Genomic DNA, 25,022 nt, shown 5'->3' with positions numbered 1-25,022 from the left:
GTCAGCCCGATCGGCGCTCGAGCGCGATCCGACCATTCCCTCCCCTGAAAGTCCTTTCGGGTCACATACCATTAACAGGCATGCACAATTCCATGTCCAATATCGGTTTGTGATCAGCCATATAGCCTCCCTCTATGGACCCGCGATGTGCGTAACCACGCGGCTCACGTCGGCCGAACGAGCGTGATCGCCCAATTCCCCCGCGTACCAGAATATGTGCCGATCAACGTAGAGTGGAGTCGACAGTCTGGAATGGGCGCACTCCCCTGATGCGCCTCACCGACGAGTATTCGACGCCCACAGCAAGGATCGGCATTGGCATCGCGAGAACGAACCTGGACCATCCGTCTGCTGATTCTTGCGGCTTCGGCTTCCATTGCAGTGAGCATCATCTATCTGCCACAGGCGCTATTGACCGCCATGGCGGCGTCGTTCGGTATCTCACCGTTGGTCACCGGTGCAGTGGCGACCGCGGTCCAAATCGGCTACGCAATCGGAATATTCCTGTTCGTTCCACTTGCCGACCGAGTACATCCGCGTCGACACATCACGATTCAGTCGGCCGCGCTCGGCGTGGCATTAGCAGTGTCCGCGGTGGTGCCCAATGTCGTTGCGCTAGCGATCAGCTTCTTCACAGTTGGGCTGGTGGCCAATATTGCGCAGGTCCTCATTCCGGTGGTGGGCAAATTGGCTCCGGAGGACAAACGGTCCCGGGCTACCGGGACCATGGTCGGCGCTCTTCTGATCGGGGTCTTCGGTGGCCGAATCATTGCCGGTCTGCTTGTCGACTCGATCGGATGGAGGCTCGTCGTTGCTGTTTTCGCCGCGACGATCCTCTGCACCATTCCGCTTACTCGACGAATTCTGCAGGTGAAGTGGGTAACTCCCGCACCGGGCAGTAAGTACCGCGTGCTTCTGGCCGATACTTTGAGGCTCACCACACGTAGTCCCGAACTCGTCGAATCCTCGTTCATACAGTTCTTCGCATTCGCGACGTTCAACATGTTCTGGACTGTCAGCGTGATACATCTGACGTCGGAGACCCACGGCTGGTCGGTTGCGTCCGCGGGACTCTTCGGATTGGTCGGCCTTTCAGCGGTTGTGATAACCCCACTTTTCGGCCCGGCTATCGACCGATTCGGATCCCTTGGGGTGATCGCAGTGAGCCTGCCGATCTTGTTGTGCGCCTGCATATCCGTCGCACTCGATTCCGATCACATCGCGTTGTTCGCGGTATCACTGTTCGTCGTAACTGCCTGCAACCAATCGCTGCAGGCAGCAAACCAGACGAGGGTGCTCTCCGCAAACGAGCAGTACGAGGCGCGAGCCAACACCATGTTCATGGTCGCCGTCTTTGCGGGTGGTTCGACGGGTGCCGTCCTGGCACCTCTTGCTTACGGGCTCGGCCAGACGCCTGCTGTCGCCATGATCGCATCGATACTCATTACCGTCGACATCGCGGTGTTGTGCGTGGTCTGCGTGCGTCACAGGCGCCGAACCGCAGTCACATCGAGCGATCTGGGGCTGGTCGATGAGTCGACCAGCCCCAGATAGTTCCGATGCGCTTGGCAGTAGCCGGTTCAGTGGAAGGACCGGCCTCCATCGGTCGCGAGCGCTGAGCCTGTGACGTACGAAGATTCCGAGCTGGTCAAGAACAGAATCGAACGAGCAATTTCGATCGGCTCAGCCAAACGGCCCAGCGCATAGTTCCCAACGTTGTTTCGGTGCCCGTCTGCCATCGCGGTGTCCACCATCCCGGGGCACACACTGTTGACTCGCACTGTCGGTGCCAGCTCGGCGGCGAGAACGCGAGTCAGGTTTAACACTCCACCCTTGGAGGCGGCGTATGCGGTGTATCCGGGGGCATTGGGTAGCAAGCCTTGCGCTGACGCGATATTCACGATTGTCGCGGTCTCCTCCTTCTGCAGCCAGGGGATACAACTACGCAGAACTATGTAAGCACCGGTCAAATTGACCTCCAGCACGTGCCGCCAGTCCGCCGCCGTGACGTCGGATGCCAGGCCGCGGAACATAATTCCTGCGGCATTGACTACACCGTCTATGCCGCCCAGCGCAGTGCCCGCTCGATCGACCGTGTACCCAACCGCCTCCTCGTCGGTGATATCGACCGCGTAACCGGTTCCACCGGTAAGTTCGGCAGACTGCATTACGCCACGTTCGTCACGATCCAGTAGCGCGAGCGAAGCACCCTCGCTCGCGAAGAGCTGGGCAGTCGACTTGCCGATTCCCGACGCTGCGCCGGTCACAACTATTTTGCGTCCGAGCAATCGTTGCCCGGGGGTCGTCGAATGAGCTTCCATGCCTATCGAAGGCGTCATGATGCCGTCCCTCTCCTCTGTCTTCCGATCTCAGCAACCAACGACGATCCGACTCAGCGCATCACGAAAGCATTGGATGGCGCACCGTCATCGGTGGAGATGACAATGCTCTTGGTATCGAGATATCCGTCCACGGCTTCTATTCCGTGTTCGCGACCTAAACCGGACTGTTTGGTACCGCCGAATGGAACCATGTAGCTGTACGTACGGTAGGTGTTCACCCACACGGTCCCGACGTCGAGGGCCTTCGACATTCGTAGCGCGCGTCCAACGTTTTCGGTCCACACGCCTGCAACAAGGCCATACGCCACGTCATTACCGAGGGCGATCGCGTGCTTCTCGTCCTCGAATTCGATGATCGAAAGGATGGGGCCGAACACTTCCTCCTGCGCGATCCGCATGTCGTTGGTGACGTCTGTGTAGATCGTCGGCTCGATGAACTGACCACCGGTGAGATCAGCGCCACTGGCCGGCTTACCGCCGAGAAGGCAACGAGCTCCCTCGGCGTTCGCAATGTCGATGTAGTCCAGTACTTTTCGATACTGCGGTGGCGTAGCGATGGGGCCCACATTGGTCAGTGGATCGTTCGGATCGCCGAGTCGGATGCTGCGGGCAATCTCCACCAACTTCTCGGTGAACGCGTCCTTGATGGAACTGTGGACGAGCAGCCTCGAGCCGGCGGAACACATCTGCCCTGAGGCACCGAAAATCCCCGAGACCACTCCTGTCGCGGCCTTGTCCAGATCCGCGTCCTCGAACACGATGTTCGGTGATTTTCCGCCCAGTTCGAGCGACACACGCTTCATCGTGCGAGCGGCGCTCTCGTAGACCCTGGCCCCGGTCGTATCGGACCCAGTGAACGTAATCTTCGCGACATCGGGATGTTCCACGAGCGCCGAGCCGACATCCGGGCCGAGTCCTGTCACGACATTGAACACACCGGCAGGCAACCCGGCCTGCCTGGTCAGCTCGGCGAATTCCAACGTACTGGCAGAAGCGAACTCCGACGGCTTCACGATGACGGTGCACCCGGCGGCCAGCGCCGGTGCACACTTGACCGCCGCAAACCACAGTGGCGAATTCCACGCGGTGAGAGCTGCGACAACCCCGATCGGCTCTCGGTACGTGAAGGCAACCGAATCGGACTTCTCGATGGGGATTGTCGATCCCTGAATTTTGTCGGCCAACCCGGCGTAGTAGTACCAAACATCGGCAAGCGATGCCAACTGTCCGTTAACCTCAGCGAGTAGCTTTCCGTTGTCACGAACCTCGACGGCCGCCAAGTGATCGGCGTTCGCGAGTACGAGATCTCCCAAACGGCGCATGATCTTTCCGCGCGCCGACGCCGACATCGACGACCACGGTCCGTCGGTCATCGCGCGGCGGGCTGCCGAAACCGTCCGTGTGACGTCGTTCTGATTACCGAGAGGGATCTGCGCCCACGCTTCCCCTCGATAGGGATCGACGGTGTCGGTCCACTGCCCTCCGTCGGGGTCGACCCAATCTCCGTCGACGAACATCTGGTACTTCTTCATAGTCGATCCCTTCGTTTTATTGTCATGCGAGAGTTGGCCATGCGAATTCGGTCACGGCGCAGGTCGAGCTCCGGCTGTACCGTGCGCGGTGGCGGCAACTCGGTCGGTCGTGTATTCGGACAGCTCGATGTGACGGCCCTCGTCGAGATTGGACACCGCGTATGCCGAGCCGACAATCACTGCCAGCGTGAACACCATCACCGAGCTGGTGCCACCTACGGCAGCGAGAGCTGCTGCAACGAAAGGTGCCGGGGCAGAGAAGATCAAGTTGGAAAACGTATGTGACATGGCAGCGCCTGAAAATCGCACCTCGGTCGGAAACTGCTCCGCGAACAATGCAGGCTGAGCGCCACTGAGGAATTGAATCGAGCACAAGACCAAGGTCACTATCAGGCCTGTCACGAATCCGTTCGCGCTGGCAAGGGTGAAGAAGAGTAAAATTCCAGCGAAGCAGCTTGCGAGTCCGATGTAAAAGACTTTCCTGCGTCCGATGCGGTCACATACCCATCCACCGGCGATCGAGAAGAAGATGGATACGCCGTTGGCAATCATCAGGATCACGAACGCCGTCTGCGAGGACATCCCCGTCTCACTCGGAAGGTAGCTCAGCCCGTACACAGCGATCAAGTAGAAACTGAGTGACGAGCCGCCCCAGGCCAGCGTGAGCATGAAAACCTTGCGTGGATGCGTCCTCAGCACCGACAGTCCGGCACCGCGAGACTTCTCGATCCTTTGCTCGACAGCACTGTTGACTACGAACGCTGGGGTTTCCTCGAGCTTCGTTCTGATGAAGACGGCTACGACGACGATAAGGATGCTGCCGAGGAACGGCACGCGCCAACCCCACGACTCGAACTGCTCCTGGCTGAGTGTTGCACTGAGAACGACCAAAGCGAGGTTCGCGAGTACCTGACTGACCGGCGAGCCAACTATGATGAACGAGCCCAGTAGTCCTCGCCGGCTCTTGTCGCCGTGTTCCATCGTCATGAGTTGGTTTCCGATGGCTTCGCCGCCCAACGAAAATCCTTGAACGAACCTCAGACCCACGAGCACAGCGGCAATGCCGAACCCCTGTCCCGTCGGCAGAAAACCGATCAGGATCGACGAACCGCCCATGAGAATCAGCGTGGCGAACAAGATGGGCTTCCGCCCATGTCGATCGCCGAGATGGCCGAATACCACCGCGCCTACCGGTCGTGCGACGAAACCGACGCCGAACGTCGCGAACGATGCCAGGAGCGCACCAGTGGACCCCAGACTGTGAAAGAACAAGGCCGGGAACAGTGTTGCTGCGAGAGCGCCGTAGACGGCAAAATCGAAATATTCCAGAGCAGACCCTAGGGTGCCACTCACGACGGCGCGAGTCTCCATCGTTCTGGGCTGCATACGCGCGGCCGGGATAGGAGCGGCCGACTCCGGTTGACTATCTGTGTTCACTTCACTCTCCGAATCTCTTCATCGAGTCGCCGGGCGGTCGCTGCGGTGGACCGGGCCCAGGAGGTCCCGATACGGAATGGCTGCTCGATTTCGGTATTGATGTTGCCTCGATCACAACTCCCCTGACCCATTAACCCCTCTCCCAGGACCCGCGTCCAATACCGACATCCGAACACCCGGATAGCCACTTCCTATCGCCAACGCCTCTCCTCGATTCTTCTTGACACGATGTTTCATATATGAAACTATTTGGCAGTTACGATGACTACCGCGAAAGATGGGCTAAGACGTTGACCGCAGAAGCACAGGATCAGAAGTACCGAGCGCCCGCGCTGGCGAAGGGCCTCGACATTCTGGAGCTTCTCGCTTCCACCGAAAACGGTCTTGCTCAGGCCGAAATCGGTAAGCAACTGGGGAGAACGACATCCGAGATCTTCCGAGTTCTGATGGTGCTACGCGAGCGAGACTACGTCCAGGTCGATGAAGCCGACAGATACCGACTGACGACAAAGTTGTTCGAAATGGCGCACCGCACCCCTACCATTCAGCGTCTCACTGCAATTGCAGGGAGCGAGATGCAGAAGCTTGCCAATCGTATCGGCCAGAGCATCCACCTCTGCATCCTTCATTCTGGTCAATTACTCGTCGTCGCTCAGGTCGATTGCCCCGATACTAACGTGCACACCGTTCGACTGGGTGCGCTCATTCCGATCGACAACTCTGCGTCCGGTCGGGTACTCGCTTCGCAGATGGATCCCGCCGACCTAGAGATTTTGCTTACCCTTGCCGGGCCCGGTGATAGTGACCAGCGCACTAGGTTTCTAGCAGATCTCGCCCAAGTACGGGGAGCAGGCTACTGCCAAGGCAGGTCGCTTACAATCGAAGGTATCACCAACATTTCTGCACCTGTCTTCGACTTCACAGGCAATGCCGTGGCCGCAATGACCACCCCGTTCATTCACCGACTGACGGGAACCGAGAATGTAGACCCGGACCATGCTCGGATGTTGTTGGTGCAGACCTGCGAAAGCCTTTCCCGCAGAATGGGAGCGGGAGCGAGTGCCAAGCACTGATGTCGAATCGGAGACGCATCTCTAAATTGTCGACTCAGCTTCTTTGCGCTTTCTCGATCCGGCTAATGCGCAGGGGGTCTCGCTGCGGAACCTTGACGAAAAGCAATAAGACGAAGGCCAGAGTTAGTGCAACCAACGGGACGCTCATTCCGACGATGATGTCGCCGGGGGTCGCTATCTTGCCGATGAGGAACGGTCCGAAAAATCCGCCCGCGGAGGCGAGCGAGTTGATCACTGCAATACCGACAACGGCCTGACGCTTGGTCAGAACCTCACTGATCAGGGCCCAATATGTCGGAATGTTCCCGATGACACCGCATGCAAGAAGTATCAAACCAATCATCCCCAGCAGCGGCGAGTCCCGGAACACACCAGTTGTAACAAGACCTACTATCGCAGTGGCGAAGCAGAACAGAACAATTGGCTTTCGTCGACCGCTGATATCGGCATACCGAACCAAAAGCAACATCACGATGGCGCCGCAGACGTACGGAATCGCTCCGTAAATTCCGATGCTGGTGGGTGAGTATTCCGGATTCAGCTGGGACACGACCTGCGGAAGGAAGAACGTCATTCCGTAGGTGGCAACTCCTGCGAGAGCATTGATGAGTCCGAGATACAGAACTTTGCGATTCTTCAGCGTCTTGAGCTCGCTCGAGTGGTCCTGGTCGTCTTCCGGCATGGCCGCGTACTCGTCCGCAATCGAATTCTCCAGCCAATTCTTCTCGTCGGCATTGAGCCACTTTGCCTTGTTCGGACGGTCCGCCAACGTCAGCAATATCCACACTCCGAGCAGGACCGGCGGCAAACCTTGCAAGATGAAGATCCAGCGCCACGAACTGAGCCCGAACCAATCGACATGATCGAGAATAAGCCCACCGCTGAGGCTACCGACGATGAGGGCAAACGGCATTGCCAGCGCCATAACACCTATGGCGCGGCCACGATCGTGGTTGAGGAACCAAAATGTCAGAAACAGAATCAGACCGGGGAACAACCCCGCTTCAGCGATCCCGAGCAATATTCGTGCGACGTACAGCTGAGTAACAGAGTGTACGAATCCGGTCGCAACAGTGACCAAGCCCCAGGTAATCGCAATACGCGCCAGCCAAACCCTCGCACCGACCCGAGCGAGGATGATATTGCTCGGAACTTCCAAGAGCACGTAGGCCAGAAAGAAGATTGCCGCAATAGCACCGTAGGTTGCCACATCGATGCCGAGCTCACTGCCCATTGTGAGTTGGGCATAGCTGATCGATGAACGATCCATGTAGTTGAACGCATAAAGCAGAAAGACAATCGGCAGGATCGTCTTTCGCACTTTCCTGACAACTGCCTTGCCGTCGACCGGCGAACTGACCGGCTGAGGATTTGTAGTCACCGCACTACCTCCATCTTGATTCGACCAGAATTTTTTGAACAGAACTTTCGGAACTCGGTACATCTAAAAGAATCATCGCTCAGCGAAGGAGCTCGATGATTTCGGTCAGGTCGTTACACGCCTCCAACCCCCAGAGCAGTGTCGTCACCCGGTCGATGTCCACCGTCGGTAGTGGTCGAACAGAAACGCGGGCACAGTCATCGAACTTCTTCGACAGTTCTTCCACGGTCATCGGTCGCTCCGGCGTGCCAGGAACATCAGAACCCCGGCGGGTGAATACTTGTCCGTTACTGAGTTGCACCTCGACTTTGCCATCCGGCAATTTCAGATCCCAGTTGAGTTCGGCATCCTGTACCGGAACCACCTTGCTCGCCACAGAAAGGACTTCAGCATCTTTCAATGTGTCAATAGAGAAGGCGGACAACAGCATCGAGCCCTTCACCAGTGCTACTGCGACTGTGAACGGTAGCGAGAATTTAGCGTCCATCATGGTTTGCGGTGCTTGTCGAGCGTGGAGTGGGAGAGTCATCCGTTCTGCGAAGTTGCCGACGTACACTCTGACCTCGGCGATGTCGGCAGCGTCGAAGGGGTTTTCGCGCACCAGCTCGATTGCGGCATGAATGTATGTATGCGCGTTTCCGACCGCTGGCCAGTACTTGTACGTCATGCCTTCGCTAAGGTAGTCGACTCCCAGGCCTTCAAGCATTTTCTCGCGGTCGTACTTGCCGCCGAAGTAGACGTTGAAAATTCCGGCCTCCCCCTCGAAGAGGTTCCGCATTCCATGCATACCTTTCCCGGCCAGGAGGGTTGCGTTCACACAGCTTTGAGCAATGAATCCCGCGTACAGACCCCGGACGTCGCTACCGACACCGAATATTTGCTCCATGGTGCCGCCTGCGGTAAGGCTTGCAATGCCCAACGAGTGGGCTATTTGCTCTGCGGTCAGCCCCATCAATGAGCCACAGGCGGCAGTGCCCGAGTACGTCCCGACGACACTCGACAGATTCCAGTCCATGTTCCATCCGACGTTGCAACGTAGCCGGATGAACAACTCTTGACCGATGGCCACCGCGGTGATGAGGTCCCTGCCGGTCACGGAGCCCTTGCGTTCGGCCAGAGCAAGGAGAGCCGGCACAAGTGAGCTGTCCGGGTGTGCACCCCACGGAGTCTGGCTGTCGTAGTCGAGACCGTGTGCGAGAGTGCCGTTCGCGAAGGCTGCGGCTGCGGCGGGAACGCGGCCACCGAAACCGAGGATGGTTGCTTCTTCCTTACCGCCTGCATCGGTGACAAGCTCGATGATCGGTCTGACAGCGGGCTCCATGCCACTTGCGCCCAGGATTACCCCGAGTGTGTCGAGAATGCTCTTCTTGGCGGCCGCGACCGCGCCCGCCGGCAAGTCCACATATCGCGTGTTTGCAGCGAACTCAGCAAGGTCCTGAGAGAGGTCACGGTTCGTCATCGTCGGTTTTCTCCGATTGGGTGATTGGTGTTGTCGGTTTGTCGGGGTGGCCGTTTCGTTGGCAATCCAGATCTCGAAACAGTGATCGGCCGATACAAAGTGTCGGTAGTGGCCCATGACCAACACTTCTGCGCCCCTATAGGCATGCTGTCTGCCCGCCGTCCACCGAAACGACCGAGCCCGTCATGAAGCTGGCGTCATCGCTGAGCAGAAAGACGATTGCCGCCGCGATTTCTTCGGGATAACCGATTCGACCAATTGGATGTTTTGCATTGATCGATGCGGCCTTCACCGGGTCGTTCATCATGTAATCGGTGAGAGGCGTTCTGGTCATTCCGGGAGCCACCGCATTGACGCGTATACCTAGGGGACCCAGCTCAGGGCACATCGATTTCGTGATTCCGGAGATCGCAAACTTGGACGCGACGTACGAGAGCCGATTCGGCACACCGAGAATCCCTGCCCCTGAGGAGATATTCACGATCGCCCGCGGACCTTGGGTGTCTTTCTCGGCCAGCACGAAGGCCTGGCACATGTTTATCGTGCCGTCGAGATTGACAGACATGATCTTGCGATGCGCCTCAGGGTCGAGGTCGACAATTGTTCCTGCACCGGTGATGCCGGCGCAATTGACGAGCCCGTTGATACTGCCGAACTTCTGGTGCATCGTGTCGAGAAGTTTCACGGCTGCGGCGTGATCGCAGACATCCAGCACCGCTCCGTGCACGCGGTCGGCGTTGGACACGTTGGCGATTGCCGCGTCGACCGCCTCCTGCGTGACGTCCACGACGACGACAGTCGCACCCTCGTCGATCAATCGAGCCGAGGTCGCGGCACCGATTCCACTACCCGCGCCTGTCACAACGACAGTCCGGCCTTCAAATCGCAACATCACTCAATCTCCTATGAATTGTCAGAGGCGTCGAGGTCACAGCCAGCTCTGGATGTGACGTGACGCACGTTCGCCTGTGAAAGACAGTTTCATATGTAGACGGTTGCGTCAAGGTCAGGTGCCCGCCGACTTGCACACCAGGTGACACTCGCGTGGCAGATCCACCGAAAAGGCACACGTCGTGGGTAAGTCGGATGAGGTACTCGATCCGTAGCGCGCGCGTTGTGAATTCGATGCCGCCGAACGGCGGTATCTGGTCGACCGCGCTCCGGCTCCGCGGCCCACGAGCACAGCTCCGCGGCGACGAAAAGTGGGAGCCATCCCGGCTGCAATTGCAAGGGTTGCCGGATTGCATGACTACGTCAGCGGTGGTTCTGCGCAACGTGCGAATCGACTTTGCCGTAACCAATGCGCTGGGCCGAGCGGAGCACGCTCCCCTACTTTGCGAAGGTCGGCGAGCCGACATCGCCCGCTATCAGTTGCTGAATACCTCGGCCCGGTACTTCGTTCCGGATTGAGGTGGAGCTGCACCTTCGTCCGTACTGTTGCTCTGGTCCGAGGCAGGACGGGCCCAAACAACCGCGCGCTGCCTGAGCTCATCGGCGAAATGGGCACCAATCAACGCGGGATCCAAGTCGAAGCGAACGGGCCCGAACGGCATTTCTACTACGACTCCAAGTTTGCGGTGGCGACGGGTGGCACCGACCATGGACGGCTAGTCGGTGAACCATCGTCGCCGACGGAGAGGCGTTTCAGAATTGTTGATGACAAGTCGGCGGTGCCGGGCAGATGACGGCCCACATCAAGTCGACCGTCCAACCGTTTGGATCCGACTCTGCATCTCGAGGTTGCTCTTAGAGCAGTAGCGTCATCGGTCAGCTCGTTCAACCGCTCGTGAGGACGTCGATTGTCCACATTCCAGGCGTGTACGAAGCCACTCGTACCCGATCATGGTCCAGTACCAGCAGATCTCCGCCTTGCATCACGCGAATGAGGTATGCATTTGGGTAGCAGTCTGCTCCCCCATCGCTGATCACGTGGATACAGCTGCGGTTCGAGACCTGACAGTCTTTTGCGATCGTTTCTCTCGTTTTCGCGGTCATTCAGCTGCTTTCGGGATCATATGAGCGTCGGCTAACCTCGGAGATCGGAACTTCAAGATTTTTCCAGACCAATTTCACAACTTCCTTATATCAAAATCCAGTATCGAAAGCCGATACCACTTATAGGCCTGGTAGTGACTTCTCCCTGACGTCGCTCCCCGTACCAACAAACCGGTAGGAGCAGATCGGAGGTCGACATGACCAGTTCACACTGATGATTCATCCTCTTACGGTGCCACCAAGTCGCGACTTCGAGGGGCGTTGGTCGCGGGCCAATCCCCACGACTCAGCCTGAATTGCTGAGACTGATAAGCCGTATCGAGTTTCGATATTGGACTTGGCTCACCAGATAGTGGATAAAGAAGGCTGACGGTGACGGAATCTACCAATGCAGCCGATGCAAACAGTAGTGACCCCGATGGTTCGCTGCATCAGCGAGTGCTCGACAGCCGTATCCCGGCCGTCCCGAACGTGGAAGGACCTGACCATTCTCGCATCTGACACGCCCGAGCTAACCCCTGCTCTCGCGGAGCGCATCCACAGACACCAGGTCGTTATTATTGGCTCCGGGTTCGGTGGATTGTTCGCGGCGAAACAGTTGCGTAAAGCCAACGTCGACGTCACGCTCATTGCCAAGACCACTCATCACCTGTTCCAGCCCCTGCTGTACCAGGTGGCAACCGGGATCCTGTCCGAAGGCGAGATCGCCCCGTCGACCCGGTTGATCCTCAAGGATCAGCACAACGCATCGGTCATCCTCGGCGATGTCACCGCCGTCGACCTCTACGCGAAGGCCGTCACGTCCCGCTTCCTCGAGCGCGTCACCGTCACCCATTACGACAGCATCATCGTCGCCGCGGGCGCGGGTCAGTCTTATTTCGGCAACGACCACTTCGCCGACTATGCACCCGGCATGAAGACCATCGACGACGCCCTCGAACTCCGCGGCCGTATTCTCGGCGCATTCGACCAGGCCGAACTCGCAACGGATCCAGCCGAGATCGAGAAGCTGCTTACCTTCGTCGTCGTCGGCGCAGGACCGACCGGAGTCGAAATGGCCGGTCAGATAGCCGAGTTGGCGCACAAGACGCTCCGTGGCACCTACCGCCACATCGACAGCCGCAGTGCCCGCATCATCCTTCTCGACGCCGCACCGAAGGTACTGCCGCCGTTCGCCGATTCCCTCAGCCAGGCCGCCGCAAAGCGTCTGACAAAGATGGGCGTCGACATCCAGCTAGGCGCGATGGTCACCGACGTCGATGCCGACGGCCTGTCGGTCAAGGACGGTGACGGCACTGTTCGACGCATCGCGGCCCGCACGAAGGTGTGGTCCGCAGGAGTTGCGGCGAGCCCGCTCGGTAAGCAACTCGCCGAGCAGTCCGGTGCCAAGATCGACCGCGCCGGACGCGTAGTGGTGAACAAGGACCTGACGCTCCCCGGCCGCCCCGAAGTTTTCGTCGTCGGCGACATGATGAGTCTCGACAAGCTCCCCGGCGTTGCACAGGTTGCGATTCAGGGTGGCCGCTACGCAGCACGTACCATATCCGCGGGAGTCGAAGCCGTCCGCGCAGGCCGGGACGTACCGACGCGCAAGGACTTCAAATACTTCGACAAGGGCTCGATGGCGACCGTCTCGCGATTCAGTGCCGTTGCGCAGGTCGGACCGATCAAGGTCACCGGGTTCATCGCCTGGATGATGTGGTTGCTGGTGCACCTGGTGTACATCGTTGGCTTCCGTAGCCGTCTGACGACCGTCATCTCGTGGCTCACGGCGTTCTTCTCCCGCGGCCGTGGCCAACTCGCGATGACCGAGCAGCAGGTGGACGCACGGGCCGCGATGGTCCGTTTCAATGCGCCCGACCCGAGCGACGCCGGTATCGAAGTCACTGCACCGGACCCAAAGTCCGTTACGCGCCCACTGCAAGGAACCCGAGGTTAACCAGCAGACCAATACACGAATGCGCCGAATGATGCGCTGCCGGCTTCGGAAGAGGCGAAGCCAAGCCATTCGCCTTTGATTCGCCGGACTTCGCCGATTTCCGATCGATCTCATGAACCTAGGACAACAATAATGACGCCAATTCTGAAATCGTCCATACCCATCCCGAACCTTCAGCAACCGGCACATATTTGCCCGTCGACGGTGGATATCTGGTCCGTGAAGCCGATGCACTCATGCCGGCCGAAGTCAGCACGATCATTCGTTGTTCGATCTTTACACGTGTACAAACTCGCTTCAATGAGAAACAACTCTGTGATCGCTGATCCAAAATGCTGGCGGACGTACAGAGTAGGACTGTAGATGCCGGCCGCTTCGACTCCACACGCACGTCCTGCCAACGCGGCCGGGGACTGGTTAGCAGCGCTTGCCGGCCGGTTGATCTGCGTCATCAGTAAGCCCCTCGAAGCTCGTCATCTCAGCCTCGAATTGTACGCAGCATCGCGTTTACTAGTTCCGGACGGCGAGCAGTGATGTAATCCCTACTTCTACGTGGAGCGCAATTCCCGTGCACGGCGTCGCCAGCATTTCCACGGTTCCCACACTTGGCACTCCCCCCACGTCGGACACCAACGCCATTCCTGGCATCGTCACAACCGCTGCGCAGATCAGTTTTCCAAGGTGTACTCTACGAAGCTCGCGCGATCGAAACAATGTCGAATCTGGCCGATCGGCTAGGTACACGCCTGAGCGCAAAGGACTTCGAGAAGTGAAAGGTCCCGATGACGACCGTCTCGCGGTTCAATATCGTGGCGCGGCCGGACCCATCAAGGTCGCCGAGGACAGCGCGTGTGTAGCACGTTTGCTGGTACACATCGTCAGATCGAACGTAGATTGTCGGCTACACTTCGGTCCCCGTATAGGCAGACTGACTTACGCCAAAGTGGCCCTATCACCACCCACCAACATGCACTGAGCGTTCGCCGTCTCCGAACTGTTCGCAAGGAAGCGCTTCGAAGTGACCACTGGATTTGCTTCACGGAATCGCTTACTCAGTCGGATCTACGCCTCAATTATTGACGTTATCAGGAGTGCAATGCAGCATAGTACCGAGACCGACCACGTCTCATCCGATCAGGCCGTCCCGCGCGGCCAAGTGGCACTCTCAATGTCTGTCCTCATGACACCGGACATGAGCAATTTCTCGGGAAATGTTCATGGTGGTGCGCTACTGAAATTACTGGATCAAGTTGCCTATGCTTGCGCGAGTAGATACGCGCAAACCTATGTCGTGACAATCTCAGTTGACCGAGTAATTTTTCGAGAGGCAATACACGTCGGTGAGCTCGTGACTTTCTCCGCTTCGGTCAACTACACCGGACGGACCTCAATGGAAATCGGTATTCGCGTGGATGCCGAGAACATTCGGTCGGGGCAACTCAGACATGTCAACAGTTCTTACTTCACGATGGTTGCCGTAGACGGGGCCGGCAATCCCGCACCTGTTCCACCACTGCATCCGAGCGGTGAGATCGCCATACAGCGCTATAACTCTGCCCGCGCCCGCAGACAGGGGTTCGCGAACCTGACAACACATCAGCAACCAATCTGACAGTATTCACGAGAGTCCCGCGTGCGACACGGGATTCGGCGGCGCCCGCGCAGATCCTACGAAGGTTGCGGCACTTGTGCTTGAGCGTCGACTACTGCGACTCAGCACACCATCTCCACCAACTCGCTTCGGCCGCAAGCATCGGTCAACTAGAAGCAGCAGGATGACCAAGTCACGGCGCTCAGGGAATGCGTTTGCACAGCCCCGACACCGTTCTCGGTCGAGTCCTCCAAACAGCTCGTGTCCTCGACGAGCAGTGGGTCGCATGGAGATGGTCGATCCCCGGCTCCGGCCTACTCGCGCCGTACCCCGGAGGGCTTCTCGGCGACGGGGTCATTCGCGGACGGGGACAGACGTCCGGCGGTGTGACGACGATAGTTGATCGCCACGATCGAGGTGCCGGAGGTGGCTGTCGGACACAGCTCATCCGAGCGACCGGATACAGACCAGCTGGTTGCTAGCGCGATGAGCGAGGAGTCGTTACGGTGCCTAGTTACCGATGGCACCGAGATCTAGGAGGCAGAGCAGATGCCGGGGGAATGGAAAGCAGCGGTCACCGGGGCAGGTTCGGGAGTGGGCCGTGAGGTCGCTCTGCAACTAGCACGCTCGAACTGGTCTCTTTCTCTCGCAGACAATAACTTTGATGCCCTCCTCGACACACAGTCAGAGTGCGCGGCTACCACCAACACCGCACACGCGACTCACCTGGATGTCACCAACCGAATCGAAATTGATTCGTGGGCGGCGTCGTCACGCTCCGCACTGGGCGGTATCGATGCGGTCTTCAACGTCGCAGGCGTTCTCTACAGCGGCGATGTCATCGACACTCCCCCAGCTGACTTCGATCTAGTGATGGCGACCAACTTCGAGAGTGTCGTCAACAGCTCTCGCGCTTTTTTGCCGGACATCCTGAAGTCGCGTCGAGGTCGAATCGTCAACGTGTCGTCTGCATTTGGTGTCATGTCTGCACCCGGCTATTCGGCGTACAACGCATCCAAGTTTGCCGTACGAGGTTTCACCGAGGCCCTCAACCAAGAACTGCGGCTGGCGTCACGAACCGCGCGTGCGACCTGTGTGATACCTGGTGGACTCAAGACGTCGATCGCTCGGACGGCGCGGGCGGCACCAGGCGTTGATCACGCGCGGACTGCCGATTTTTTCGATAGCCGCATAGCCCGAACCACCCCCGAAGTGGCCGCCCGAAGGATCATTGCGGGTGCGTGGAGGGGGAAGTCGCAGGTGACTATAGGGAACGACGCCCGCCTCGTCACCGCGACCACGCGCGTACTTGGCCCTCAGTACCAACGGCTGCTGCCTTCGCTCCAAGCACTACGACGGACCTAACAAGTCGTCATCAACAGAAACCATTCACCAGACCTGCGGGGGTCGGTCAACTATGTCGAACAGCTGGATCCTGATAGAGACGTTCGGAGACGCGGAGCCTACCGTGATTGGAGTTGGGTCTTCGCCCAAATCCTTTGTTCCACCTCGTAAAGTTCTCCGCAGCTCCACCAGCCGCGAAGAGGCAGTCGCCGCGGTAGCTGAGGCGCTTTCCACAGGCACCGTAGTGGATCGGCCATGCAAAGACCGCTACAGGCGAATTCTGGCCGAACCACTGCACACCTTCGCGGGCCGTACACATGGCGCATGGGTGTGGCTCGGCCAGCGCGACGAGACTCCACCTCGACGAGACGCCGCCGGGGCGTGGCAGTTCAACCTAACCAAGAGCACAGCAAGCGGTAGCAACGATCTACTCGACCTTTACTGCGTTCCGCAAGACGAGCGCGAGACGCAGCGTGCACTCGCCGGAGCGTTCACCCGACTTGTCACCAACCGGGACGAGAGCGAAGCTATGGCCAAGATCGTGCAATCAGCGCCGGGCACCACTCACCAAGCGGTCTGGACAGTGAGGCGGGACGACGGCGAACTTCGAGCCGCGCATTTCTCGTGCCGGATGATTGCCGAAGACGGGATTTCGGGCACCGAAGTCATCCTGAGGGGTATCACCCAGGACATCGGCCCCGCAGGTGAAATCAATATCGCTCCCCCACCCACGATTCTCGAGCATCGCGTTCTGGAGGCTTCCACCAAGGAGGGCGAGTACCGCGCACTGGTCAACCTTAGAAATCTGAGCTTGCTGCGCTGGTACAACTCTGAACCTGCACCGAGTATCTGCTGGGAAAACCTTCCTGACGAACCGGTACCGGCGATTCATCCGGACGACATACCAATTGCGAAGCAAATGTCGAACGCACTCGCACGCGAACGCACCAACGGCGTGCTTCGGTTCAGAACTCTTGACGGCGACTGGAAGCCGATGACAATTGATGCCGTTCTAGTTTCACTCGATCAGCACACCACGGCCGCACTCGTCACTCTGACCGAATTGTGCGAGGAGTAAATAAGTTCGCGGACCCATGCGGACCCACATAGCCCACTCCGGACTGAGTGCAGTTGAAGCGTGAACTCCGAAGGTGCGTTTAATAGTTGCGTCTTTTACAAGGATTGTGCGCGTGTCGTGCGGGCATCGCGAGTTCGACTCCACGCAGCTGCCACTGTTCGAGTCGACACACCATACGTTTCGGCGAACGACTCGATGCGCTCCTCGGTCTCGGACTTTCGCCCACGCTCGATGTCGGCGAGAACGGTAGTCGACATCCCGAGCAGCTGCGCAGCGTCACCCTGGGACAGCGCCGCATGCACCCTCAGGTCGGACAATTTGAGCTGAGACTGCGGGATCGGAACCAGCGCCGCTACGGACGTGTGCAGGGCGTTCGCGATTCGGCCAAGCGTCGCAGGCGGTGGCGTCGAGCGTCCAGTTTCCCAGGTCGATACCGCCTGCCTCGTCGCGCCCACCTTCGCTGCGAGGTCGTCTGCACTGAACCCCGCCCGTACCCGTAGCTCACGCAACCGGTCGGCGCGAAACCCACGAACTCCGCTTCGCGGCACTGTCCCCAACTCCCTGTCGACCTTTCAAGACAGTCCCATCTTCCTCGATCCGTCATGACTTTGGACTCTTGTGCGTTTTATAGTTGCGCGTTACAGTTGCTGTCATGCATCCCTTCGATCTCGGTGCTACGGAGCTGAACCAATTGCGCGGTGCACTGAACCTGTTCTACAGTCCTGATGCGCGCCCAAAAGGGATTCCTCGGTGCTTGCCTATCTCGGCACTGCTTGTAGCGCGGGACATCAGGTCGGTCTGTTCAAAGAATCCGTCCGATCATTCCTGTCGGGAGTTCCACATGTTCGCGTCGCTCGCCCTTGCCGCATCGCACATGCCATCGACGGCTCAGACCAGCATTTACCGTCGTCGAAGTTCAGCGTTGAGCCGTTACGGACGAGGTGCGACAGCAAGCGCATTCGACCGACATTGCCGTTTCCGTCGAAGTCACGGGGCCGAACCGAAGTGAGCACCGCACGGGATGCGATGGAGCCGAATTTCCTCCCAGAGCATCAGTTCTGCACGGCGATCGTCGTGAATCGGACACATGGCGACTTGATTGCATGCTCGCTCGACCACGGGCATTCCGGTCGCCATCAATACATCGGTGACGACGGAGCACTGCTAGCCGAGTGGAAGCCATCCACATCGTGCAACGAGCGGTCCATTCCTACCCGTATGCCGTAGACCTGGCAGTTCGGACTGCCCCGACTCGAGTGGGCTTTCGCTGATAGCCCCACTCGTGAGCTACAGGAGCTCCCCCGCGCCTTGTAGCTCGACCGGTGGACCGGCGCGAGGGTCGCGTAGTAAGCGCATTTCATCATGTTCAGCGCTGCGTGGCCCCGCCGGGACATCGCCCCTCGAACCCACACCCGTTCGCACAGAAAGGATTCCGTACCTGATGTGGATTTTCCAGCAGCCTTGGTTCTGGTCGGTGGTCTTCGGCTGGCTCTGAGCCTCTAGCACGTGATGGGTGCGTGCAACTGGCCCACAACCTATCGATCGCACGCACCCATCCACTTCTCCCCACCGACTCACTAAAACCAATTGTCGCCAGAGTAATTGGCCCGCAGACGCATTCACCAGCACGACCCGATCGCCGGGTCGCACCAGGAAGGGATCGGCACCAATGCCAGCATCACAGGGCACCGGACACCACCGCTCATCCAAGAAGCGAGGGCGGGTGATCAAATCGCTGCCCGCCGTGGCCGCGGTGACGATCGCCGGCCTGACCGTGCAGGCCGCTCCCGCGCAGGCTGCACCATCTCAGCCGGGAGTGACCAGTCCTCGAGGATCACAACCGGGGGTCACGAGCACACCGCAGACGGCACCGGCCATCCCGCCGCCGCCAGCTCCGAAACCGCGCCAGTACTTGGACGGCTACCAGCCCTCACCACAGGTGCAGCAAACCCCATCGCGTAGCTACGACGACTACTTGGCCGGTAACCAGCAGTCCTCGAACTACCAGAACACTTACTACCAGGCCCCCGCTCCGCCGGCTGCCCCGAGTGAAGCACCCCCGGCGCTGCAGGCGACTCCGCCGCCACCGCCGCCACCGCCGCCGGTCCCGACGGTGCAGCGCAAGGTCATCGCCCCGATCGAGGCCCCGCCCGGAACCTTCATCGCCGGCGGCACGTTGGTGCCGGTCGATACCAACATCGTCGACCAGAACCTGCTCACACGTACCAACAACACGTTGCAGGCGATACAAGCCGATGGCGGAAACTGGCTTGTGGACAACGGATTCGCCGACGCGCCCCGCGCCGACCGGATCGCAGCGGGTACCGCGACCGGTGTCATCACCGGTGGCGCTGTCGGCCTCGCTGCATCGGTGGTCCCGGCCGCGGTGATCACCGGCACCGCTGCTGCTGTCGGCGGCGGACTCGGAGTCGCCGCTACCACCGGCACCGGTGCGGTCGTCTGGGGAGGACCGGTGGGTTGGGTCTTCATCCCCGGCGCAGCCGCACTTGCCGGTGCAGGCGTCGGCGCAGCACTGTCGGCACCGATCGTGCTGGGCCTGACCGGCGCAGGCGCTGTCATGGGCGGCATCCTCGGTGCCACCGTCCTCGGCGGCGAGCAGCAGATCATCGAAGAGCCGGCCCCCGCCCCGGCAGTGGTTCCCCCGGCTGCCGACAGCGTTCCGACGATCCCGCCGGCCGCGACAGTCGATCTCCCCGGTCCCATCGGGCAAGTTCGCGACACTCTCGCGGCCGACCCGAACGGCCGTCAGGTTCTCGCGGCGGCCGACAAAGCCGTTCAGAACGCGGCTCCGATCGTAGACAAAGCCGTCAACGATGCGTCGGTGTGGACCGCACCGGCCGTCGAAGCAGCACAGGGGTTCACCTCGAAGGCCCTCGAGCAGCCTGCCGTCGCCGACACCGTCGCCGCGGTCAACACCGCAGCCGCACCCATCGTCGATCAGGCCACTGCCGCTCTCGGCGGCTTGCAGGCGGCGTTCGCACCCGCCTGATTCGCCCTACAGCCAGCTAGTTGAACCAGCCAGGAAGGACACATTCCAGATGATCCGCCGTTCGACGACATCTCCGATTGCCAGTGCCACCGGCCCAGCCCGATCAGGGGTGCCGTCGAGCTCGCCCCGTGTGCCGCGATCGCGCCGACGCGCGATCGCGGCCGCCGGGGCTGCTGTCGTGTTCGTAGCCGTCGCCGCCGCTGTGTTGCTCAGCGGTGGCGACTCCGAGCCGGACACGACAGCCACCGACACGATAGCCGCTTCCTCCGTCGCGCCGACAACCGTTGCGGCCGGGCCGGATTGCTCGATGCCGACCGGTGATCAGAACAGCGGCCCCGGGGTCATCGCCGCGTTCGAGCACGCGTACTACGTCCAGCGATCGGGCGCGGCCGCGCACGCTCTGGTGTCACCGAACGCCCCGGCAAGTGCCCCGTTCACCGTCGAAGCCAACCTGGACGCAGGTATCGCCACCGTCCCGGTCGGCACCACCTACTGCCTCGACATCGACCCGCTGCGCACCGGCTGCTACACCCTCACTCTCACCGAGAGCGGCCCGAACGGGCCTGGGACGCAGTACCGCCAACGGATCACCACCGACAAGGTCGACGGTCGCTACGTCATCGCCGCCATCGAGCAAGCGTGATCACCCACCGCCGCCACAGCGCGAGATCGCCGCAGCACCGCGGCGAACAGCCACCACGAAAGGAACGTCAGGACATGAGCGATGCAGCGAGCGAATGGGCCGAGGCCGCCACCGCAGTACGACAGGCACGCGAGACCCTCGAGGCGTCGACCGCGAGCGAGATCCGCGCATGGGCCGAAAAGTCCGGGCTGACCGACTGGTCGATGTGGCAGAAGATCAAACGAGAGCTCTACAAGCAGCTCGACCTCGACTACGACGGATTGCGCGCCAGCGAAGCCGAGCAGGTCACCGACGCCGTCGCCTCCGCGGCATCGGCCGCACCGGTGGTCGAGCTCTACGCCGCAGGTGATGAGCGTGGCAGCTTCGCAGTGGTCGGAGACGGTGACGAAACAGCCTGGTACGGAACATTTCACGCCAAGGACGCGGTCTTTCGGCAGGGCGATCAAACATCGGCCGACGACTCGGCGGCCGGCAAGGCAGCCTTTCTCGCCGGCAAGCTACGCGAAGAGCTCGACGCCCCCGCGATCCGGCTGATACTGCATATCTCCAACCCGCACCTCGACGGCACACGGCTCGCAGCTCTCGCCGCGCGATACGGAGTGCACCTCGAACGCCTCGAGATCGACGACGAGAACCCGGCCACCGTGTGGTGCGAGGTTCCCGGACACCGTCCGTGGCAGGCCATCCGGCTCTCCGATCTGCTCGTCGACGATCAAGCGGAGGTCGGCTGATGGCCGAACAGCACCCGCGCCCAGACGTCGACAACCCCGTCGCGGGGTACGAAGCCGAGGACACCGTCAACCTCCGCGCTCAACGCCTACGACGACCCGAATCCGAACCGGACGAACAGCCTGCGGAAGAGCCGGCCGACGACACGGCACCGGACCCGTACGGGGTCGGGCAGGACGCATTGGCAGCGGTCGAAACACCCGACGTCGACCCCGCAGCGTTCTACCGAGCACGACTGTTCGACCGCCAGGAAGAAGACCCGACCGCCGAGCCCGCCGAAGCAGGGCTGAGGGGCCGGATCAACGCCGCCCTGGGAACTCATCTCAAGCCCAAGCCCACCTCGGCCGAAGTCAGACTGCGTCAGTCGATTCGCGTTGTGCAACAACCCCTTCCCGGATGCTCGGTGGTCTCGGTCATCAATCCCAAGGGCGGAGCGGGCAAAACTCCGACATCGGTGCTGCTCGGTTCGACGTTCGGTAAGCACCGTGGCCACGGGGTGACGGTGTTCGACGCCAGCGAATCGCTCGGCAGTCTCGGCGATCGAGCCGCCCGCACCACCGATCCGGAGCTCACGGTGTGGGACCTGCTCGACCATGCACACGAGCTGGCGTCCTCGTCGGCGGTATCGGGATCGCTCAACGCGTTCCTGCGGCGTCAACCGACGATGGAAGACATTCTTGCTGCGGACAATTCGGCCGACCGTGAGCGCAATCTGGGGTGGGACGAATGCGCCGCGGTGATGGCAGTGCTGCGCCGACACCGGGACCTGATCGTCATCGACACCGCCGCCAATCCCTTGGCCGAGTCCTGGCAGTGGGCCGTGCAGCATTCCGATGCCCTGGTCGTTCCGCTCCCGCTACGCCTCGACATCGCCCGGCAGGTCTATCAGATGCTCGAGGGCATCATCGCCCGCGGCTACGGGCACCTGTTGGCGTCGACGATCGTCGTGACCTGTGCAACACCCGATTCCAACCCGCAGTTGGCGTCGGCGGTCTTCGAGGACCTGCGCAATCTCGGTGTCCAGGAAGGCAATTTTATTCAGGCCCCGTACGAATCAGCGCTCGCCCGCGGCGATCGGATCGTCTATAAGGACCTCCCCCCGGACACGATCGAGGCCTACACCAATGTCACCGCGCTGGTCGCCGACAACGTCGCCGCGGCACGAGCCGGCGCGGCCTATCAGTTCACCGATCCGTATTCCCCGCAGCCGGTGTACCGCCAGCCCGACAGCGCACCACCCCCACAGCTCTCGCAGTGGGAGCGGCGCAGCCGCGACCGTCGCGGAGCCTGACCCGTCCCCACCCCGCTCGAGCACACGAGGAGAACACCATGACCGGCCAGAGAACGCTCACCACCGCGCTACGACGACCGCGCTGGGCGCACTCCGCGATGGCAGCAGCCGCCGCGGTGGTCCTGGCCTTGGGCGCTGTCCCAGCACACGCCGCACCGGCAGCGACGGCGGCGACCTCGTGCGCGAAGTACGTCGCGATCATGGCCCCGGGTACGTGGGAGACCAATGCCGCGGCGAATCCCACCACCCCGGTCGGGATGCTCGCCACCGTCGGCAACGCCCTGAAACAGAAGTACGGCAACGACATCGAGGTCTACTACCCGGCGTACGCGGCGTCGGCGTTCGACAAGGGCCGTACCTACGCCGACAGCAAGGAAACCGGCAAGAGCGCCATCAACAACATCCTCACCTCGGCGTGCGCGACGTCGAAGTTCCTGCTCTCGGGCTACTCCCAAGGCGCGGACGCCGCCGGCGACGTCGCCGCCGAGATCGGTAACGGACGCGGCGTCGTTCCCGCGTCCCGGATTCTCGGCGTCGGCCTGGTCGCCGATCCGCACCAGGGCACCGCCGGCGGCACCGTCGTCGGACCGAAGGTCGACGGCCAGGGCATCGGCGGGGTCCGGCCCGAAGGCTTCGGCTCTCTCGCCCCGGTGGTCAAGCAGCTCTGCAATCCCACGGACCTGTACTGCTCGACGAACGCCGGCAAGGACGGTCTGCTCGCGGGCCTGGGCAAGGTCTTGGCGAACAAGCCTGTCGACCCGGCCACCACCGGCGGACAGGCCGGAACCGGGTCAACCGCGGCAGCGTCGAGTACCGCAGTGCCGTCGACGACCGCGCAGGGCGGTGTGACCGGTGCCGGGACACAGCCGGGAACGACGCCGACACAGGCCGGAGGGGTCAGCGATTTCTCGTCGTCGCTGGTCTCGGACTTCTCCCGCGTCGATCTGGCCGGTGCCGCGAACACCGCATCGACTCTCGGGGAGCGGGTAGCCACCCTGCCCGACTCGGTGGGAACCAACCGCACTCAGTCGCAGGTCGCCAGCGTCGGGGCCTCCGCGACATCGTTGCTCAACACCCTCGAACCGGTCGCCGACGTGCAGTCGGTGATCGCCGCGAACCCCGGCATCCGCTCGACTCTCGACACCGCCCCGGAAGGATCACCGGAGGCCAAGACCTCGACGGTGCTCGACGCACTGGACCAGATCGACATTCCCGCAGTCCTGAGCACAGCGACCTCGATCGCCGACACCGCATCGTCGGTACTGGGCGGCACCGGCACCACCGCCGGCCTCGCAGGCACTGCGTCGACCCTGGGCGGGCAGGTCGCACCGTTGCAGTCCGTGTCCCCGGACGCGCTGACCTCGGCAACGCAGGTGCTCTCGCTGCTCAAGCCGAAGACGGTGGTCAACCAGGTCGTCAACGTCGCGACCGGCTTCACGAGTCTGGACTACCAAGGCATCGTCGACAACCTGATCGCGTTGCCGCAGAAGGTCGCTGCACTCGATGTCACGGGATCGCACAAGATCGCCGGAGATCTCAACAACCAGTTCGCACCGATCGTGAAGATGGCCGCGGGAGTGGATCTGCACACCCTGTCGGTGTTGGTGGCGATGATCCCCGACCCCAGCGGCTCGGCGCAGATCGCCTCCCTGGTGCTGAGCTTGCTCGGCAACGTCGACGTGATCCGCCTGGCCAACGATGTCGGCGCGATTCAGGAAGTCGCGTGGAAGATCCTCGAAACCGGCAACCTCGCGGCCACCGCCGAGCTGCTTCCCATCGGGCTCGACCTCGCCTCGGTCGCGGTCGGAGTCCTGACCGGCTCGGCCGCCAAGACCAGCCCCGACCAACTCGGCGCACAGACCCAGGTCACCGGACAGTCCGCAGCGATCGGCCAGCAAGCCTCCACCGGCGATTTCGCCGGTCTGGCAGGCAGTCTCGTCTCACTGGCCTCGTCACCGAGTGCCGGCGATGCCGCCGAGCTGGTCGGTGCCGGTATCGACGCCGCGACGTTCTTCGCCTCCGGTGCGCACCAGTCCTACGGCGACTTCAAGGTCGACTCCACCGGCCGCAGCGCCCTGCAATGGCTCATCGACTTCTTCACCCAGAAGATCGGGGGCTGACCGGCGGCCACCGAGCAGGCTCTGCAGCCGGGCGGGCATGACGCAGAGCAGCCGAAAA

At 61.1% G+C, this 25,022-nt stretch carries 18 protein-coding genes; 11 read left to right on the top strand and 7 right to left on the bottom strand.

All coding sequences use genetic code 11. From position 1 onward, the window contains the following. Positions 1–315: 315 nt before the first annotated feature. On the top strand, positions 316–1,554 hold the full coding sequence (locus BH95_RS19800; RefSeq protein ID WP_157773107.1) for an MFS transporter: 1,239 nt from the start codon (positions 316–318) through the stop codon (positions 1,552–1,554). Between the two features lie 26 nt (positions 1,555–1,580). On the opposite strand, the gene BH95_RS19795 is transcribed toward BH95_RS19800, so the two are convergent. The 3 genes from BH95_RS19795 to BH95_RS19785 are packed head-to-tail and all read right to left on the bottom strand — an operon-like array spanning position 1,581 to position 5,227. After that, positions 1,581–2,339, bottom strand: a complete 759-nt coding sequence (locus tag BH95_RS19795; RefSeq protein WP_208601183.1) for an SDR family NAD(P)-dependent oxidoreductase — start codon at positions 2,337–2,339, stop codon at positions 1,581–1,583. 53 nt (positions 2,340–2,392) lie between these two features. Next, positions 2,393–3,874, bottom strand: coding sequence for an aldehyde dehydrogenase (locus tag BH95_RS19790; RefSeq protein WP_037183653.1), 1,482 nt, complete (start codon positions 3,872–3,874; stop codon positions 2,393–2,395). 51 nt (positions 3,875–3,925) lie between these two features. Further along, positions 3,926–5,227, bottom strand: a complete 1,302-nt coding sequence (locus BH95_RS19785; RefSeq protein ID WP_157773105.1) for an MFS transporter — start codon at positions 5,225–5,227, stop codon at positions 3,926–3,928. Between the two features lie 374 nt (positions 5,228–5,601). Between BH95_RS19785 and BH95_RS19780 the strand changes: the two genes are divergently transcribed. Further along, positions 5,602–6,384 (top strand): IclR family transcriptional regulator, encoded by a 783-nt coding sequence (locus tag BH95_RS19780; protein ID WP_037185251.1) that lies wholly within the window; start codon positions 5,602–5,604, stop codon positions 6,382–6,384. 34 nt (positions 6,385–6,418) lie between these two features. Here the strand turns inward: BH95_RS19780 and BH95_RS19775 are convergent, their stop codons facing one another. The 3 genes from BH95_RS19775 to BH95_RS19765 form a co-directional block, all read right to left on the bottom strand. Next, positions 6,419–7,765 (bottom strand): MFS transporter, encoded by a 1,347-nt coding sequence (locus BH95_RS19775; protein WP_052060091.1) that lies wholly within the window; start codon positions 7,763–7,765, stop codon positions 6,419–6,421. Between the two features lie 79 nt (positions 7,766–7,844). Further along, entirely contained in the window at positions 7,845–9,224 is a 1,380-nt protein-coding gene (locus BH95_RS19770; protein WP_037183651.1) for an MmgE/PrpD family protein, read from the bottom strand. A gap of 136 nt (positions 9,225–9,360) precedes the next feature. Beyond that, positions 9,361–10,116: an SDR family NAD(P)-dependent oxidoreductase gene (locus BH95_RS19765; protein WP_037183649.1), complete on the bottom strand. Its 756-nt coding sequence runs from the start codon at positions 10,114–10,116 to the stop codon at positions 9,361–9,363. 1,590 nt (positions 10,117–11,706) lie between these two features. Here BH95_RS19765 and BH95_RS19755 point away from each other — a divergent pair. From BH95_RS19755 to BH95_RS19740, 4 genes are all read left to right on the top strand, one after another. After that, positions 11,707–13,158: an NAD(P)/FAD-dependent oxidoreductase gene (locus BH95_RS19755; RefSeq protein WP_037185246.1), complete on the top strand. Its 1,452-nt coding sequence runs from the start codon at positions 11,707–11,709 to the stop codon at positions 13,156–13,158. A 1,168-nt stretch (positions 13,159–14,326) separates the two neighbouring features. After that, a complete protein-coding gene (locus tag BH95_RS28345) occupies positions 14,327–14,770 on the top strand; it encodes an acyl-CoA thioesterase (RefSeq protein WP_244165159.1) in 444 nt (147 codons plus the stop codon). 528 nt (positions 14,771–15,298) lie between these two features. Next, entirely contained in the window at positions 15,299–16,114 is an 816-nt protein-coding gene (locus tag BH95_RS19745; RefSeq protein WP_037183643.1) for an SDR family NAD(P)-dependent oxidoreductase, read from the top strand. A gap of 52 nt (positions 16,115–16,166) precedes the next feature. After that, on the top strand, positions 16,167–17,171 hold the full coding sequence (locus BH95_RS19740; RefSeq protein ID WP_037183642.1) for a GAF domain-containing protein: 1,005 nt from the start codon (positions 16,167–16,169) through the stop codon (positions 17,169–17,171). A gap of 95 nt (positions 17,172–17,266) precedes the next feature. On the opposite strand, the gene BH95_RS19735 is transcribed toward BH95_RS19740, so the two are convergent. Beyond that, entirely contained in the window at positions 17,267–17,719 is a 453-nt protein-coding gene (locus BH95_RS19735; protein ID WP_037183640.1) for a helix-turn-helix transcriptional regulator, read from the bottom strand. A 1,121-nt stretch (positions 17,720–18,840) separates the two neighbouring features. Between BH95_RS19735 and BH95_RS19730 the strand changes: the two genes are divergently transcribed. The 5 genes from BH95_RS19730 to BH95_RS19710 all read left to right on the top strand — a co-directional run bounded on the left by BH95_RS19730 (position 18,841) and on the right by BH95_RS19710 (position 24,964). Beyond that, entirely contained in the window at positions 18,841–20,181 is a 1,341-nt protein-coding gene (locus BH95_RS19730) for a hypothetical protein (RefSeq protein ID WP_244165053.1), read from the top strand. 49 nt (positions 20,182–20,230) lie between these two features. Beyond that, positions 20,231–20,824, top strand: a complete 594-nt coding sequence (locus BH95_RS19725; RefSeq protein WP_244165050.1) for a hypothetical protein — start codon at positions 20,231–20,233, stop codon at positions 20,822–20,824. Between the two features lie 74 nt (positions 20,825–20,898). Beyond that, complete coding sequence (locus BH95_RS19720) at positions 20,899–21,555, top strand: hypothetical protein (protein WP_037185244.1); 657 nt, start codon at positions 20,899–20,901, stop codon at positions 21,553–21,555. Then, positions 21,555–22,844 carry a MinD/ParA family ATP-binding protein gene (locus tag BH95_RS19715; protein WP_037183637.1) on the top strand — a complete coding sequence of 430 codons (1,290 nt, stop codon included), beginning with the start codon at positions 21,555–21,557 and terminating at the stop codon, positions 22,842–22,844. The genes BH95_RS19720 and BH95_RS19715 overlap by 1 nt, the downstream gene beginning before the upstream one ends. 38 nt (positions 22,845–22,882) lie before the next feature. Further along, positions 22,883–24,964: a cutinase family protein gene (locus BH95_RS19710; RefSeq protein WP_052060199.1), complete on the top strand. Its 2,082-nt coding sequence runs from the start codon at positions 22,883–22,885 to the stop codon at positions 24,962–24,964. Positions 24,965–25,022: the final 58 nt, after the last annotated feature.

Source organism: Rhodococcoides fascians A44A (genome assembly GCF_000760735.1).
Lineage (GTDB): Bacteria > Actinomycetota > Actinomycetes > Mycobacteriales > Mycobacteriaceae > Rhodococcoides > Rhodococcoides fascians_E.
Note: the sequence above shows the minus strand (reverse complement) of the source record. Positions and strands in the feature narration are given on the sequence as shown.